This window comes from Bacteroides eggerthii, assembly GCF_025146565.1.
Classification (GTDB): Bacteria; Bacteroidota; Bacteroidia; order Bacteroidales; family Bacteroidaceae; genus Bacteroides; species Bacteroides eggerthii.
In genome coordinates, this window is the sequence record NZ_CP102258.1 from 2,569,008 (window position 1) to 2,585,538 (window position 16,531).

Here is a 16,531-nt window from a genome sequence, read left to right on the forward strand (position 1 = left end):
ATTGCCGTCGCAGCACTTCTCTCCCTTCAAACTTAAAACAACCAACAAAAGAAATAGATAATTTCCGGTTTCAGAGTTGGAATGTCCGAAACGTCTTTCTCTATCTTATAAATAACAGTTCTCTGTACTTAGGCAATGTCCACATCTGGTTGTCGACGATGAGTTCCAGCTTGTCGATGTGGTAACGGATTTCTTCCATCATTGGCACGATGTTGTCGTGATAGGCGATGGCTTTGTCGCGTTCACTTTCAATTTTGTTGGCCACTTTGCGGGCTTCGATCATGGCGTCCACATGCTCCTTGATGAAGGTGGTACGGTCGGCAATCTCCTCGATGAGTTCGAGGTTCTTGGCCGATAGTTTTGCCGCTTTCTCTGCCGGAAACAGGTCTTTCATCTTGTAAACATTGTCTATCAGGTCTGTCTGGTACTGTGTGGCTACGGGGATGATGTGGTTCATTGCCAAATCACCGAGTACGCGGGCTTCAATTTGGATTTTCTTTGTATAGGTTTCCCATTTCACTTCGTTGCGGGCTTCGAGTTCTTTCCGCGTCATGACATTTACGGATTCGAACATCCGGATGCTTTCGGGTTTCAGGTAGTTGTCGAAGATGAGGGGCACACTGGTTTCGCAATCCAGACCGCGTTTCTTGGCTTCGGCTTTCCATTCGTCGCTGTAACCGTTACCGTCGAAATGGATAGGCTTGCATATCTTGATATATTTACGGATGACGTCGAGGATGGCCGAAATCTTCGGTTCGCCCTTTTCCATAAGTTCGTCTACATCTTTCTTGAACTCTGTCAGCTGTTCGGCAAGGGCGGAGTTCAAGGCAATCATGGCGCTGGCGCAGTTGGCTTCCGACCCTACGGCGCGAAACTCAAAGCGGTTGCCGGTGAAAGCAAACGGGCTGGTACGGTTACGGTCGGTGTTGTCTATCATCAGTTCGGGAATCTGGGGAATATCCGGTTTCATGCCTTGCTTGCCGCTGAGGCTGACAAGGTCGTCTTTGGTGCTTTCCTCTATATGTTCCAGAACCTGGCTCAACTGTTTGCCGAGGAAGCTGGATATGATTGCGGGCGGTGCTTCGTTTGCTCCCAGCCGGTGGGCATTTGTGGCGCTGGAGATGCTTGCCTTCAGTAATCCGTTATGTTTGTAAACGGCCATTAAGGTGTTCACCACAAAGGTGATGAAACGCAGGTTGTCTTCGGGCAGTTTGCCGGGGGCATGGAGCAGGATGCCCGTATCCGTCCCCAGTGACCAGTTGTTATGCTTGCCGCTGCCGTTGACCCCTTTGAACGGTTTTTCGTGCAGCAATACGCGGAAGCCATGATTGCGGGCAATCTTACGCATCAAAGCCATGATGAGCATGTTGTGGTCGACGGCCAGATTACATTCCTCGAAGATAGGAGCCAGTTCGAACTGGTTGGGAGCAACCTCATTGTGGCGGGTCTTGACGGGGATACCGAGTTTCAACGCTTCTATTTCCAGCTCTTTCATGAAGGCAGCCACACGCGGTGGAATAGCACCGAAGTAGTGGTCTTCGAGCTGTTGGTTTTTGGCGCTGTCGTGTCCGGTCAGTGTACGTCCGGTCATCAGGAGGTCGGGGCGGGCGGCATACAGCCCTTCGTCAACCAGGAAGTATTCCTGTTCCCAGCCCAGATAGGCGACTACCTTTTTTACATCCGGATTGAAGTAGTGGCATACGTCCACTGCTGCTTTGTCCACCGCACGCAGTGCTTTGAGCAACGGTGCTTTGTAGTCCAGTGACTCTCCGGTGTAGGCAATGAAAATGGTAGGGATGCAGAGTGTATCGTCTACGATGAATGAGGGAGAGGAAGGGTCCCAGGCAGAATAGCCGCGCGCTTCAAACGTATTGCGAATACCGCCGTTCGGGAAGCTGGATGCATCCGGTTCCTGCTGCACAAGCAGCTTGCCGGTGAATTCTTCCATCATGCCGCCTTTGCCGTCGTGTTCCACAAAAGCGTCGTGCTTTTCGGCAGTGCCTTCGGTTAGCGGGTGAAACCAGTGCGTGTAATGGGTAGCTCCCATTTCGAGCGCCCACTTCTTCATTCCCGCAGCCACCTCGTCGGCAATGCTGCGGTCCAGCGGTGCGCCGTTGTCAATTACATCGATCAACTTGGCATATACCTTGCTTGGCAGGTACCTGAACATCTTTTCCTTGTTGAATACATACTTGGCAAAGTACTCTGACGGACGTTCCGTCGGGACTGCCACTGCAACGGGTTTCTTCTTGAACGCCGTTTCTACTACTCTGAATCTCAATTTTGACATAATACCTTCAGTTGTAATTGTTGGTTTATAAATATGTTGGAGTAAAAAAACTTTTGTCAGTTGTATGCAGACTCTCCATGTTCGTAGATGTCGAGACCTTCCTCTTCAATACGGGATGGAACGCGTAAGCCATGTATCTTGTCGAGCGCCTTGAAGATGATGAATCCCATGCCTATGGCCCAAAGTCCGATGAGCACCGCACCGAAGATCTGTGCTCCGAGGAAGTTTGCGCCTGCACCATAGAAGAGTCCTTCGCTGGTGGAGAACAGTCCGGTGAGGATTGTACCTGTGAGACCACAGACGCCATGTACGGAAGAGGCGCCTACGGGATCGTCAATTTTCAGGACTTTATCGATGAACTCTACGGAGTATATCATCAGTATGCCACAGATAGCTCCGATGACAACCGCACCCCAGGGAGATACTGTGTCACAACCAGCCGTAATACCCACCAAACCTGCCAGGATGCCGTTTAGAGTCAATGACAGAGATGGCTTGCCATACTTCAGCCAGCTTATGCTTAGGGCGAAGAAACCACCTGCACAAGCTGCCAGGTTGGTGTTGAGGAATACGAGTGAGATAGCTACTTGGTCGGCGGTGGTGGCTGCTGCCAGCTGTGATCCGGGATTGAAGCCGAACCATCCGAACCAGAGGATGAATACACCCAGTGCTGCAATTGTGAGGTTGTGTCCGGGGATAGCCTTTGACTGGCCGTCCTTACCATACTTGCCGATGCGGGGGCCAAGGATGGCTGCACCTACCAGTGCAATCCAACCGCCTACGGAGTGTACGATGGTAGAACCTGCAAAGTCATGGAAAGTGGTTCCGAAAGTTTTCATCATGAACGAACCGGCCTCACTATTCATCAGCCAGCCGCCTCCCCAGGTCCAGTGCCCGGAAACGGGGTAGATCAGTACGCTGATAAAGATTGTATAAACCAGATACATGGAGAACCTTGTGCGTTCTGCCATAGCTCCAGAAACGATTGTGGCAGAAGTGGCGCAGAATACGGTTTGGAACACCAGAAAACCTTCGGTGGGCAGTGAGGTGGGGTCGGGCAGACCGTTACTGTCGAACAACAGGCTCATGAAATGAGGAGTCCCGAAGAAGTCGCCCAGGCCGAACATGATGCCGAAGCCTACGAACCAGTAGAGCAATGAGCCGAATATGAAGTCCACGAAATTCTTCATAAGAATATTGGCAGTGTTCTTGGTACGGGTAAAGCCGGCTTCCACCAGCGCGAACCCAGGCTGCATGAAGAACACCAGCATGGCTGCAAGCAACATCCAGACCGTATTGACACCGGATACTAATTGGGAAACAGTATCGGCTACCGATCCTTCTTCAACAGTTGTCTCTGTTGCTGTGATAACTTCGGATGTGATTGTCGTTGCAGTATCTGCTACGGCGGTTTGCGCATAAATATCTGTTGTGAGGCAGCAAGCTATGAGTATAGCAAGGGCCGTACACAGTTTTGTGAAACTGTGTTTCATATATACGTCCATAATCTTTTTGATTTTAGTTGTACTTGTATTTTTGACTTGTCACCGGGCACGTCGCCCAATGAAATTAGTATGGTTTGAGTGCTGCCGTTTATCTTTCCTGTTCGGCATTGTAGAGGGCGATGTCACCCCGTTCTCCTGTGCGGATGCGAATGGCGTCTTCGATGGGAATGACGAAGATACGGCCGTCGCCGATTTCGCCGGTCTGTGCAGCTTTGATAATAGCTTGTACTGTCTTTTCCACATTCTTGTCGCGTACAACAATAGAGATAAGGATGCGTTCGATGGAACTGGTGTCATATAGCACACCTCGGTAGATGCGGGCCTGTCTGGACTTCCCTATGCCTCTTACATCATAGTAGGAGAACCATTCGATGTCCGCTTCGAGGAGTGCGTCCTTCACTTCCTCGAACTTGGTTTTGCGGATGATAGCTTCAATCTTTTTCATACCTTAATTAATTTATTATTAAACAGTTCATCATTTGCCGTTCGGGGCGGACAGATGTAATCTGAGCCTTTCCATTCTTAGAAACTTAGCCCCACTACGAAGTATGCCCCTTCCGAGCATGGGTTCCAAGTGGCTTTGGCAAAGAGTGGCAGGGAGAATGAATTGGTGATTCTGATGTCTTTTGCAACTCCCAGGCTGACGTCGCATACGGCAAAACCGCTTGCTCCGTAGAAGTCCGTTTCCCAAGGGGTGGCTCCGACCTCGGCTGTCCAGTCAAGCCCGCCCAATTTGAAAGGAGCGGCTACGGAGATGTAGGATGAATAGGCTCTCTTACCGTTTTCTTTAACGCCATCGGCTCCGGCAAAGTTTGTGTACCAGTTTACTGCTACCGGGCCAAAGTCGTAACCCAACTGGGCTTCGTACAGATGGGCGGTGTTGTGGGCGCCATAGTGGAAGTAGCCTGCACCGGTGTTGAACCAGTAATCGGTGATAGATATGCTGAAACCACCGGTGGAGTAACCCAGAATCAGGTCTAACTCTTTGGCATCGTATCCGTCGGCGTTTGTCTTTTCAATGCCTACCGATCCCCATGCCTCCAGCGAAAAGCCTTTGTAGGCAATTGATGCGCTGGGCTGAAGGCTCACGCCGCCCAAGTCTTGCCCACGCCAAATGTAACCGCTTACGATGTCGGCGCCTACTGATGCTTCTACTTTGTCCTGTGCTTTTGTCGTGAAAGGCATTACTGTTGATAATAATGCTATTACTCCTAATTTTACAATTCTTGTTTTCATATCTTCTTACCTTTTTTAGAGTTAGAAAAATTGCGGATGATCAGTCCGGCTTGTTTGTGCAATATTGCGTTTGAACTATTAAATAGTAGTTTACTTTTTATATCAGCCAGTTGCGGATGCGCCTCATGGCTTCCACACAGTCTTCGTGCGTGCCGAAGGCGGTCAGGCGGATGTATCCTTCACCGCTTGGTCCGAATCCTACGCCCGGTGTTCCCACTACATTGGCTTCGTACAGCATTTGCTCGAAGAATTTCCAGGAACTTACGCCGTTCGGTGTTTTCAGCCAGATGTATGGGGCATTTACGCCGCCATACACTTTCAGGCCTGCCATTTCAAGACCCTCTTTCATCGTACGGGCATTGTTCATATAGTAACCGATGGTTTCTTTTATTTGCCGTTTGCCTTCCGGAGTATAGATCGCTTCGGCGGCGCGTTGGGTGATGTAGCTTGTACCGTTGAACTTTGTGCATTGGCGACGGTTCCACAGTTTGTTGAGTGAGATGCGTTCACCTTCCAGCGTGGCGGCTGTCAGTTCTTTGGGCACTACGGTGTAGCCGCAACGCACTCCTGTGAATCCTGCCGTCTTTGAGAAGCTGCGGAATTCGATGGCACATTTCTTCGCTCCTTTGATTTCGTATATGGAGTGGGGCACATCGTCTTCTTGGATAAATGCTTCATAGGCTGCGTCAAACAGGATGAGCGTGTCGTTGGCGAGGGCATAATCCACCCATTTCTTCAGCTCCGGTTTGGTGAGGGTAGTGCCCGTAGGATTGTTCGGATAGCAGAGGTAAATGATGTCGATGCGCTTGTCCGGAATTTCGGGAATGAAGTTGTTGGCGGCTGTGCAGGGCATGTAGGTTACGTTGCTCCACTTGCCGTCCTCTTCCAGTATGCCGGCGCGTCCGCACATCACGTTGCTGTCAATATATACGGGATAGATGGGATCGGTGACCCCCACACTGTTGTCATGGCGGAGGATGTCGCCGATGTTTCCCGTATCGCTTTTCGCCCCGTCGTTGATGAATATTTCCTGCGGGCTGAAATGAATGCCGCGCGGTGCGTAATCGTGTTTAATGACGGCATCAATCAGAAAGTCGTATCCCTGTTCGGGGCCGTATCCATGAAATGTCTTGGCGTCGGCCATCTCGTCCACTGCCTTGTGCATCGCTTGGATGCAGGCTTGCGGCAGTGGGCGGGTAACGTCTCCGATACCCAGACGGATGACGTCTTGCTTGGGATGCGTTATCCTGAAAGTATTGATCTTTTTGGCTATGTCCGAGAACAGATAACTGCCCGGCAGCTTTAAAAAATGTTCGTTCACTAATGCCATATCTCTGTTGTTTTAAGTGTGAGCCATTTTATTCATCATTCGTTTCCGCCTCTCCGTCGAACACCCGGATTGCGTTTCCTGTCATGAAGACGTGCCCGGTGGCTACATCCCATTCAATGGTAAGCGCTCCTCCATCCATGATGACGGTTGCTTTTCTTCCGGAGCGTCCTGTGAGAAAAGCGGCTACGGCGGTGGCGCATGCTCCTGTTCCACAGGCTTGTGTGATGCCCGAACCGCGTTCCCATACCCGCATCCTTATTCTTCCTTCTCCCAATACTTGGGCAAACTCCACATTGATGCGTCCGGGAAAGAAGGGGTGGTTTTCCAGTTTCGGGCCGATGACGGGAAGGTCTACCTTGGTGATATCGTTTACGAAGATCACCAGATGGGGGTTGCCCATAGATACGGTAGTACCCGTATATCGCACCCCGTCTATTTCAATGGGGTGCTCTTTCATCGGTTTGCCTTCCTTGCCGTCATAGCAGGCAGGTTCGCAGGCAGGAATACCCATGTCGACGGTTACGGTGTCCACTTTGTTGTTTTCCACATGCAGCTTTAGGGTTTTGATGCCGGACAAGGTATCGAGTGTTATCTCCGTTTTGGAGGTCAGCTTGTAGTCATAAAGATATTTGCCGATGCACCGGCTGGCGTTTCCGCACATCTTTGCTTCCGAGCCGTCCGCATTGAATATACGCATGCTGAAGTCGGCTTTACCGGAACGCCCTATAAGTACCAGACCGTCACTGCCGATTCCCGTATGCAGTGCGCTCCACTCTTTCGAGAGCTTCTCCGGATTTCCGATGGGATAGCGGGTGGTGTCTACATATATGTAGTCGTTGCCTGCGCCATGCATTTTGGTAAACTTTATGATTCTTGTCATTTTGTACTCACTTTGTTGGTTAATTATATCCTTTTGTCTTATTTCAATGCAAATATACGACGTTTTGGATGATATTTAATCAGTATTGGCATCTGTTTTCTATTTATTTCTGCTGCAACTTTCATTCAGTGCAAATATACATGATTTCACTTTCAATTTAAAAGTATGCAGCACTATATTCATAAGGATTGTAATATAACTGTTGTTTCTTCTTATGCGAAAATAATAAAAATGATTGTATTATCAGCTTATCGCTGCCTTTTTGAAATAAGAAAACCGCTTCATTGTTTGCAAAATGAAGCGGTTTGTTTGTATTGGCTTTCTATATGTATTGTTACTTGCTACTTTTATTGCAGTATTTCCTGCAGTTCTACGGGTTCGTTGGTGGTGATGAAGTCTATGCCCCGGCTTATCAGCCACTTCATGTCTTTGGCATCGTTTACGGTCCAGGCATTTACTTTCATGCCTAAATCGTGGGATTCTTTGATCCACTCGGGATGTTTCTTGAAAACGCTGAAGTGGTAGTCGGGACCGGCGCAGCCCCATTCTTTCAGTTCCTTAGGGGAGAGATCTCCTTCCAGATAATACACCGGGGTGCCTTTGGGAGCAAGGCGGATGAACTCTTTGGTTGCGTGGCGCGAGAATGTGATGTATTCCATGCGGTCGTCCAGCTTCATATCGCTGACCATCTTCACGATGCTTTTCACAGCGCGTGTTTCCTGTTCGGGTGTTTTATGGGCTTTCAGCTCCAGGATGAGACGCGTTTTCAGTTGTCCGGCTTTCTCCAGATACTGTTGCAGGGTGGGGAGTTGTTCTCCGTTGTCCAATGTCACAGCGGTGCACTGCTGCGCGGTGGACTTCTGCATGTTCACTCCTTTGAAAGTAGCGTCGTGGTTTACCACCAGCTGGTTGTCGGTGGTGAGCCATACGTCGAACTCGGAGCCGTAGCAACCGATGGAGTCCGCCTTCACCAATGCGGCAATGGAGTTCTGTGCCGAGCCGTTGGCTTTCCAGAAGCCGCGGTGGGCGATAACTTGGGTGGACTGTGCCTGTATGCAGCCGCAGGCGGCGAGCAGTAGGGCAGAAGTGATAATAAGGCTTTTCAGTTTCATTGGCTTTAGAAATTGATTATTCTTTTCAAAGATAGCATAAGCGTTGCGAATATGAAATAGAAAGCATATTAAAATTCGGTTGCATTTGCGGTATGATTGCTTTTTTTAATCTTTGTATGCTTCCGTATGTACGCCGGCCACTGCGCGTCCGCTTGGGTCGTTCTTTCCCTGAAACGAAGCATCCCATGCAAGGGCTTCGGCGGTGGAACAGGCTACACTCGGTACGCTGGGTACGCTTTTTGCCGCACTCGTACCGGGGAAGTGCTCCTCAAAGATGGTGCGGTAGTAGTACTCTTCCTTGTTCATCGGCGTGTTTACGGGGAAGCGCTCGGCGGCTTTCCGCATTTGTTCGTCACTGACGGCAGCGGCGGTCACCGCTTTCAGCGTATCAATCCAGTTGTAACCCACACCGTCGGAGAACTGTTCCTTCTGACGCCATGCAACACTTTCGGGCAGCATGTCCGCAAAGGCGTCGCGAACCACTTTCTTTTCAATCTCCCTGCCCGGACACATCTTTATGGCAGGATTCAGCCGCATGGCTACATCCAGAAACTCTTTGTCGAGGAAGGGCACGCGTCCTTCCACGCCCCATGCGGAGAGGCTCTTGTTGGCGCGCAGGCAGTCGTAGAGATACAGTTTGGAGAGCTTGCGCACCGTTTCCTCATGGAAAGCCTGTGGCGTGGGCGCTTTGTGGAAGTACAGATAACCGCCGAACACCTCGTCTGCCCCTTCGCCGCTGAGTACCATTTTGATGCCCATGCTTTTGATGACACGTGCCAGCAGGTACATGGGGGTGGATGCGCGCACTGTTGTCACATCGTAGGTTTCGATGAAGTAGATGACATCGCGGAGGGCATCCAGTCCTTCCTGAACGGTGTAGTTGATTTCGTGATGAACCGTACCGATGTGTTGCGCCACTTCACGAGCTTTGAGTAGGTCGGGAGCGCCTTTCAGCCCCACCGCAAAGGAGTGGAGCCGGGGCCACCATGCATCTGACTTGTTGTCCGTTTCGATGCGTTTTCCGGCATATTTTTTGGCGATGGCCGAAATGACGGAAGAGTCGAGGCCGCCGGACAGCAGTACGCCGTAAGGTACGTCGGACATCAACTGGCGTTGTACGGCGGCTTCGAGCGCGTTGCGTACGGCGGAAACCTGGGCTTGGTATGCCGCGGCATTGATGCCGGCAGATGCAGGGGCGGAGCCGGATGTGACGGTGGCATAGTTGTCTTTTACGGCGTCGTATTGCATCCAGTCGCGAGTGTACCAGCGGCGCATTTCGCCCTCGCTTCCCCGGTAATAATGTCCGGGCAGGAAAGGTTCGTATTCGTCGCAGAAGCCTTCAAGGGCTTTCAGCTCACTGCCAAAGTAGATGCGACCTTCTTTATCCCTGCCTATGTAGAGAGGTATCACTCCGACAGGGTCGCGGGCTATGAGATAGTCGTCCGTTTCTTCATCGTAGAGGGCGAAAGCGAAAATGCCGTTCAGTTCTTCGAGAAAGCGGATGCCCTTGTCTTTGTACAGGGCAAGGATAACCTCGCAGTCGCTCCCGGTTTGGAAGGCATACTGTCCGGCATAACGCGTACGGATGTCCCGGTGATTGTATATCTCGCCGTTGACGGCAAGGATTTGTTTACGGTCGGGCGAGTACAGGGGTTGTCCGCCCGATTGGGGATCGACGATGGAAAGACGCTCGTGCGCAAGGATTGCTGAGCCGCCTACGTAGATGCCACTCCAGTCCGGTCCGCGGTGGCGTATCTTCTGCGCCATTTTCAGTGCTTTACTTCTGAGTTCCGGAGTCTGGGACTTTATGTTGAAAATACCTGCTATTCCACACATGGTTGTAGTTGTTTTAGAGATTGATATTGAGATGATATTGATTACCTTTGGGGAGACTTTCCCTCCGGTTAAGGGGAATATTTTGTTTCTCCGCATGGAACTACCGGTTTCCTGCCTTGAGACTGCTGGTTTCTCCCTTTGAAACTATGAGTACCAAAGCATGGTACTCATAGTTTCAGCCTTTGGTATTTGTTTTTCGCCGTAGCACGATTACCGGCTGCAGTATAGGTCGATCTGCCGGGCTGCTTTGCGGCCGTCGGCCAGTGCGCGTACTACGAGACTTGCACCGTTGGCGGCGTCGCCCGCCACGAACACATTCTCTGCAAATTCCGGTTGCTCCGGTTTGAGGAATCCCATGGCCAGCAGTACCATGTCGGTGTCGATGATTTCTTTCTTACCCGTAGGCCGCATGGTGGGGCGGCCGCCTTCGGCAGCCGGCAGCCATTCCACTTCTTCCACTTCCACGCCGCAAACCTTACTGTTCTTGCCGATGAACCGGTTGGAAGCCAACGACCAGCGGCGTGTGCATCCCTCTTCATGGCTGGAAGTCGTTTTCAGGACAACAGGCCATTGCGGCCAGGGCGTAGCATCATTGTGGCCTATGGGAGGCTGTGGCATGATTTCTATCTGCGTCACGCTCGTAGCTCCCTGCCGGACGCTTGTCCCGATGCAGTCCGAACCTGTGTCACCGCCGCCGATGACGAGCACCCGTTTGCCTTTGGCATTGACAAGTTGCTCTTTCGGGAATGTTTCTCCGTCGAGGATGCGGTTCTGCTGCGTCAGCATATCAAGCGCAAAATAGATGCCTTTCAGTTCACGACCGGGGATGACAAGGTCGCGGGCGGCGGGTGTGCCGGTGCAGACGGCATAAGCGTCGAAGCCTGCGGGCAGTTTCCGCACGTCGATGGGGACACTCATCTCAAAACGGATGCCTTCGGCTTTCAGCACATCCATACGGCGGTCTATCACTTCCTTGGGCAACTTGAAGTTGGGAATTCCGTAGCGCAGCAGTCCGCCCGGCATCGGTTTGGAGTCGAATATCGTGACTTCGTAGCCGCGGGCATTCAGCCGTACGGCAACGCTCAGTCCGGAAGGGCCCGCACCGATAACGGCTATTTTCTTTCCGTTGCGTTTGGGGCGGGCAGGCACGACGTAGCCCTCGCGAAAGGCGGCCTCGGCAATGGCAGCCTCATTCTCGCGGATAGTTACCGGAGCATCGCAGGAGAGTTTCAGCACGCACGACTTCTCGCAAAGCGCAGGACAGATGCGTCCCGTAAATTCGGGAAAGTCGTTCGTTTCGTTCAGCACCTGATAGGCTTCGCGCCATTTTCCTTTATAGAGTGCGTCTTGAAACTCCGGTTGCTTGTTGCCCAACGGACATGCCCAGTGGCAAAAAGGTACGCCGCACTCCATGCAGCGTGACGCTTGGAGTTTGCGGTCGTGACTGTTCAGTGTCTGCTCCACCTGACTGAAATCTGTGATACGTTCGTGTATCGGACGGTAGCCCGCTTCCCGGCGGGGAATATTTAGAAATGCTTTTGGATCACCCATGACTGATAAATTGAGTATTTAAAGATTGAAAACTAAGAAATGATTCTCCTTTTTTTGCTTTAGTAGTCTCTCTGCATATCCGCAATCTTCTGTTGCAGCTTCTTCATCTGTTCCTCCTGCAGCACCTTTTTGTATTCGATAGGCACTACCTGGATGAACTGGTCTACGTAGTGCATCCAGTCGTCGAGAAGGATGCGTGCCAGTTTGGAACCTGTGTAGAGATAGTGTTGGCGGATAAGTTCGTGCAGCTCTTTGCGATATGAGGCTTCCTCGATGAGGCTCAGTTCCACCATCTCCATGTTGCAGAAGTAGTCGAAGTTACCGTCCTTGTTCCAGACGTATGCCACACCGCCCGACATGCCGGCCGCAAAGTTGCGCCCTGTCTGTCCGAGCACTACCACGCGTCCGCCGGTCATATACTCGCAGCAGTGGTCGCCCACGCCCTCTACAACGGCTGTCGCCCCGGAGTTGCGGACGGCAAAGCGTTCGCCTGCGCGTCCGTTGATATATACTTCGCCACCGGTTGCGCCGTAGAGGAGGGTGTTTCCGGCAATTGTGTTCTTCTCTGCCTCGAAGTTGCTGCGCACAGGAGGGAGAACGGCGATGCGCCCACCACTCAGTCCTTTGCCCAAGTAGTCGTTGGCTTCACCTTCCAGCTTGAAATTGACGCCAGGCACGAGGAAGGCTCCGAAACTCTGTCCGGCAGAACCTTTGAACTTGACGTTCAGCGTATGTTCGGGCAAGCCTTTTGCACCATACTTGGCGGCAATGGCGCCGGAAAGCATAGCGCCACAGGCGCGGTCGGTGTTGGCGATGGTATATTCCAGCGAGACTTCTTTCTGTTCGTTTACGGCATCGGCGGCGGCATGCAGCATTTCCACATCTTTCACGTGCTCTATGCCATGTTGCTGGTCGGTGACGTGGCGGAGGGCCGCTTCGTTGTCCACACGCGCCAGCACTTTGTCGAAGTTGATCAGCTGGTGCTTCCTGATGCCGTCGTCCGGCTTGCGGATGATGAGGTCGGTACGCCCGATGATGTCGTCCATTTTCTCCACGCCTATTTCGGCCAGGTATTCACGTACTTCGCGGGCAAGGAAAGTGAAGTAATTCACAAGGTATTCGCTGCGGCCGGTGAAACGCCTGCGCAACTCCGGGTTCTGGGTAGCTACACCTACGGGGCAGGTGTTCTGGTTGCATTTGCGCATCATCACGCATCCCAGTACGATGAGGGCGGCGGTGGCGAAACCGTATTCTTCTGCACCGAGCATGGCCATGAGCACTATGTCGCGTCCGGTTTTCAGTTGACCGTCCACTTGCAACACCACTTGTCCGCGCAGCCCGTTCAGCACCAGCGTCTGTTGTGTCTCGCTCAGTCCGAGTTCGGGCGATATGCCGGCATAGCGGATAGAGCTGGCGGGCGATGCGCCTGTGCCGCCTTCGGCACCGGAGATGACAATGAGGTCGGCTTTGGCTTTCGCTACGCCTGCGGCGATAGTCCCCACACCGCTTTCGGCCACCAGCTTCACGCTGATCTTGGCTTTCGGGTTGACGTTCTTCAGGTCGAAGATGAGTTGTGCCAGGTCCTCAATGGAATAGATGTCGTGGTGGGGCGGAGGAGAAATCAATGAAATCCCCGGAATGGAATGTCGTGTGCGGGCAATTATCCGGTCCACCTTGAAGCCCGGCAACTGGCCGCCCTCACCCGGCTTGGCGCCTTGTGCCACTTTTATCTGTATCTCGTCGGAATTCACCAGATATTCCGTAGTGACTCCGAAACGTCCGGATGCCACCTGCTTAATGGCGCTGCGCATATCCGTTCCGAAGCGTGCGGAGTCTTCACCGCCTTCGCCCGTATTGCTTCGCCCATGCAGCCTGTTCATGGCAACTGCCATTGCTTCATGCGCTTCCTGACTGATAGCGCCGAAAGACATGGCGCCCGTAACGAAACGTTTCAGTATGTTTTCCACCGGCTCCACTTTGTCTATGGAAATCGGGTTGCGGCGGAAGTCAAAGAAGTCGCGCAGGAAGATAGGCTTTTCTTTTTCATCGACCAGCCGGGTGAACTCTTTGAATTTCTTGTAACTGCCCAGGCGGGTGGCTATTTGCAGCGTGCTGATGGTCTCCGGATTCCAAGCGTGCTTTTCACCGTCCTTGCGGTATGCGTACAGCCCTTTGTTCGGCAATAGGGGAGTTTCCTGCCCCTCTGCCCGCGCTTCTTCATTCTTTATCGCTTCTCCCTCATCGTGGAATATAACGGCATCGCGTGCCACCTCATCCAGACGGATACCGCCGATAGTCGACTTCAGCCCGCCGAAGTAAGCGTTGCTCAGCTCTTCGCTCAGTCCGACAGCTTCGAATATCTTTGCGCCCCGGTAGGAACGGATTGTGCTGATGCCCATTTTGCTCATAATCTTGAACAGGCCTTTGCAAATGGCTTTGATGTAGTTTTTCTCGGCTGTGGCATAGTCCAACTGTATCTCCTTCTTGCTAACCAGCTCGTTGAGTACGGCAAATGCCATGTAGGGGTTCAGTGCGCTTGCACCGAAACCAAGAAGCAGTGCGGCGTGCATCACTTCGCGTATCTCGCCGCTTTCCACCACCAATGCGGTCTGCACGCGTTTTCCCACCGAGATGAGATGGTGGTGCACTGCCGATACGGCAAGCAATGCAGGTATGGCGGCGTGCGTGGCGTCTACGTTGCGGTCGGTCAGTACAATGTAGTTCACGCCTTCGGTGACGGACTCTTCGGCCTCCTTGCACAGACGGGCAAGCGCTTCCTGCAATCCGGCGCGTCCTTTGGCTGCTTCAAACAGCATCGGCAGCTTTACGGTCTTGAAACCCTTGTAACGGATGTTGCAGAGAATATCCAATTGTGTATTTGTCAGGATAGGGTGGGGCAGCCGCACCATTTTGCAATGGCTTTCGTTGGGAGTCAGTATGTTCATGCCCACTGCGCCGATATACTCTGTGAGAGACATCACCAACTCTTCACGAATAGGATCGATGGGCGGGTTAGTGACCTGTGCAAACTGTTGGCGGAAGTAGTTGTAGAGCAGTTGCGGTCTGTCGGAAAGTATGGCAAGCGGGGTGTCGTTGCCCATTGCGCTGACGGGTTCGGCTCCGTTGGATGCCATGGGCAGAATGATCTTCTCGATGTCTTCTTTGGAGAAGCCGAACGTGCGTAGCATACTGTTGTAGTTGTCCACGCTGTGGGGCACTTTGCGGCCGCTTTTCAGTTCATTCAGTTCGATGCGGTTATTGGCGAGCCATGTGCGGTAGGGCTTTGCCTCGGCAAGTTGCTTTTTCAGCTCCCCGTCATAGTATATCTCTCCTTTCTCTGTGTCTATCAGAAGTATCTTTCCGGGTTGCAGGCGGCCTTTCTCTTTGATATCATCCGGTTCAAAATCCATTACACCCACTTCGCTGGCCACTACCATGATGTCGTTGCGTGTAATGAGGTAGCGGGCGGGGCGCAGTCCGTTGCGGTCGAGCATGCCGCCTGCATAGCGTCCGTCGCTGAAGAGCAGTGCGGCAGGTCCGTCCCAGGGCTCCATAAGGATGGAGTGGTATTCGTAGAAAGCCTTGAGCTCCTCGCTGATAGGGTTCTTCTCGTTGAAGGATTCCGGCACAAGCATCGCCATGGCATGCGGAAGGCTGAGCCCGGACATGACAAGGAATTCCAGTACGTTGTCCAGCGAAGCGCTGTCGCTCATGTTCGGCTGGATGATAGGGCGCAACTCTTTGATGTCGCCCAGGGCAGGAGAGGACAGGACGCTCTCACGCGCTTCCATCCAACTGCGGTTGCCACGTATGGTGTTGATTTCGCCGTTGTGCGCCAGAAGGCGGAAGGGCTGTGCCAGTCCCCACGTAGGGAAAGTGTTGGTGCTGAAACGGGAATGTACAAGGGCCAGTCCGCTGGTGAAGTAACTGTTGGTCAGGTCGGGGAAGTAGTTACGCAGCTGCAGCGATGAGAGCATACCTTTGTAGACGATGTTCTTTGTAGACAACGATACGATGTAGAAGTCCCCGCGTGAGGCTATATCCGATTGGCGTATTCTGTTTTCTATTCTTTTCCTTATTATATAAAGGCGGCGGTCGGCAGTTTCGCTGTCTGTGAAACCGGTGATGAAGATTTGCTTGATGTCGGGTTCGTTGGCAAGTGCGGCTTCACCCAGTATCTCCGGACAGGTAGGAACATTGCGCAGGTGCATCAGTGTCAGCCCTTCTTTCTCTATTTCTTCAATGATGATGCTCAGGATGGCTGCCCGGTCTTTTTCATCTTTCGGAAGAAAAAGCAATCCCGTTCCATACTTCCCTTTTTCAGGAACAGGGATGCCTTGCAGCAGGATGAACTCGTGCGGTATTTGCAGCATGATGCCTGCACCGTCTCCGGTCTTGTTGTCGGCACCTTCCGCTCCGCGGTGACGCATATTCTCCAAAACTTTCAATGCGGCTTCAACCAGTTCGTGGGATTTACCGCCATGAATGTTTACCAACATCCCCACACCGCAAGCATCGTGCTCGTTGGCGGCATCGTACAAGCCCAATTGCATGGGCTGTCGTTGTGCAGGTTTCCTTTTTTTGCTGGTGTTAAAATGCTCTTCTTTCTTCATTTTTGGTTTGCTTTAGTTTTGTATGATATTTGTTGATGTGACAAAATGATTGGCAAAAATAGATATTTAATTTCAATTTGATACAGATATGCTTAGCTTCTTACCCTGCTAAATACTTGCATAGGAGGATGAAGTTATAATCTGATAGAAAATACCCCTTGTTTTCTTCTAATCTTAA

General features: G+C 52.0%; 10 protein-coding genes. All 10 read right to left on the bottom strand.

Translation table 11 applies throughout. The features are described 5' to 3' along the window. Positions 1-100 precede the first annotated feature (100 nt). The 10 genes from NQ546_RS10560 to gltB all read right to left on the bottom strand — a co-directional run bounded on the left by NQ546_RS10560 (position 101) and on the right by gltB (position 16,353). The gene (locus tag NQ546_RS10560) at positions 101-2,290 is read right to left on the bottom strand and encodes a glutamine synthetase III family protein (protein ID WP_004291175.1); all 2,190 of its coding nucleotides are present in this window, start codon (positions 2,288-2,290) and stop codon (positions 101-103) included. 56 nt (positions 2,291-2,346) lie between these two features. Further along, positions 2,347-3,795 carry an ammonium transporter gene (locus NQ546_RS10565; protein WP_004291174.1) on the bottom strand — a complete coding sequence of 483 codons (1,449 nt, stop codon included), beginning with the start codon at positions 3,793-3,795 and terminating at the stop codon, positions 2,347-2,349. A gap of 88 nt (positions 3,796-3,883) precedes the next feature. Further along, positions 3,884-4,240, bottom strand: coding sequence for a P-II family nitrogen regulator (locus NQ546_RS10570; RefSeq protein WP_004291173.1), 357 nt, complete (start codon positions 4,238-4,240; stop codon positions 3,884-3,886). Positions 4,241-4,317: 77 nt separating this feature from the next. Beyond that, positions 4,318-5,031 (bottom strand): TorF family putative porin, encoded by a 714-nt coding sequence (locus NQ546_RS10575; RefSeq protein ID WP_004291172.1) that lies wholly within the window; start codon positions 5,029-5,031, stop codon positions 4,318-4,320. A gap of 97 nt (positions 5,032-5,128) precedes the next feature. Further along, positions 5,129-6,361: an LL-diaminopimelate aminotransferase gene (locus NQ546_RS10580; RefSeq protein ID WP_004291171.1), complete on the bottom strand. Its 1,233-nt coding sequence runs from the start codon at positions 6,359-6,361 to the stop codon at positions 5,129-5,131. A 28-nt stretch (positions 6,362-6,389) separates the two neighbouring features. Continuing rightward, the gene (gene dapF / locus NQ546_RS10585) at positions 6,390-7,241 is read right to left on the bottom strand and encodes a diaminopimelate epimerase (RefSeq protein ID WP_004291170.1); all 852 of its coding nucleotides are present in this window, start codon (positions 7,239-7,241) and stop codon (positions 6,390-6,392) included. Positions 7,242-7,588: 347 nt separating this feature from the next. Continuing rightward, positions 7,589-8,353, bottom strand: a complete 765-nt coding sequence (locus tag NQ546_RS10590; RefSeq protein WP_004291169.1) for a glycerophosphodiester phosphodiesterase family protein — start codon at positions 8,351-8,353, stop codon at positions 7,589-7,591. A gap of 105 nt (positions 8,354-8,458) precedes the next feature. Then, positions 8,459-10,189 carry an asparagine synthase B gene (asnB, locus tag NQ546_RS10595; RefSeq protein ID WP_004291168.1) on the bottom strand — a complete coding sequence of 577 codons (1,731 nt, stop codon included), beginning with the start codon at positions 10,187-10,189 and terminating at the stop codon, positions 8,459-8,461. 210 nt (positions 10,190-10,399) lie between these two features. After that, positions 10,400-11,740: a glutamate synthase subunit beta gene (locus NQ546_RS10600; RefSeq protein ID WP_004291166.1), complete on the bottom strand. Its 1,341-nt coding sequence runs from the start codon at positions 11,738-11,740 to the stop codon at positions 10,400-10,402. A gap of 59 nt (positions 11,741-11,799) precedes the next feature. Beyond that, complete coding sequence (gltB, locus tag NQ546_RS10605; protein ID WP_004291165.1) at positions 11,800-16,353, bottom strand: glutamate synthase large subunit; 4,554 nt, start codon at positions 16,351-16,353, stop codon at positions 11,800-11,802. Between the last annotated feature and the right edge of the window lie 178 nt (positions 16,354-16,531).

Coding starts and splice junctions, on each gene's coding strand:
- NQ546_RS10560 (WP_004291175.1), bottom strand. CDS start 2,290: ATGTCAAAATTGAGATTCAGAGTAGTAGAAACGGCGTTCAAGAAGAAA.
- NQ546_RS10565 (WP_004291174.1), bottom strand. CDS start 3,795: ATGGACGTATATATGAAACACAGTTTCACAAAACTGTGTACGGCCCTT.
- NQ546_RS10570 (WP_004291173.1), bottom strand. CDS start 4,240: ATGAAAAAGATTGAAGCTATCATCCGCAAAACCAAGTTCGAGGAAGTG.
- NQ546_RS10575 (WP_004291172.1), bottom strand. CDS start 5,031: ATGAAAACAAGAATTGTAAAATTAGGAGTAATAGCATTATTATCAACA.
- NQ546_RS10580 (WP_004291171.1), bottom strand. CDS start 6,361: ATGGCATTAGTGAACGAACATTTTTTAAAGCTGCCGGGCAGTTATCTG.
- dapF (WP_004291170.1), bottom strand. CDS start 7,241: ATGACAAGAATCATAAAGTTTACCAAAATGCATGGCGCAGGCAACGAC.
- NQ546_RS10590 (WP_004291169.1), bottom strand. CDS start 8,353: ATGAAACTGAAAAGCCTTATTATCACTTCTGCCCTACTGCTCGCCGCC.
- asnB (WP_004291168.1), bottom strand. CDS start 10,189: ATGTGTGGAATAGCAGGTATTTTCAACATAAAGTCCCAGACTCCGGAA.
- NQ546_RS10600 (WP_004291166.1), bottom strand. CDS start 11,740: ATGGGTGATCCAAAAGCATTTCTAAATATTCCCCGCCGGGAAGCGGGC.
- gltB (WP_004291165.1), bottom strand. CDS start 16,353: ATGAAGAAAGAAGAGCATTTTAACACCAGCAAAAAAAGGAAACCTGCA.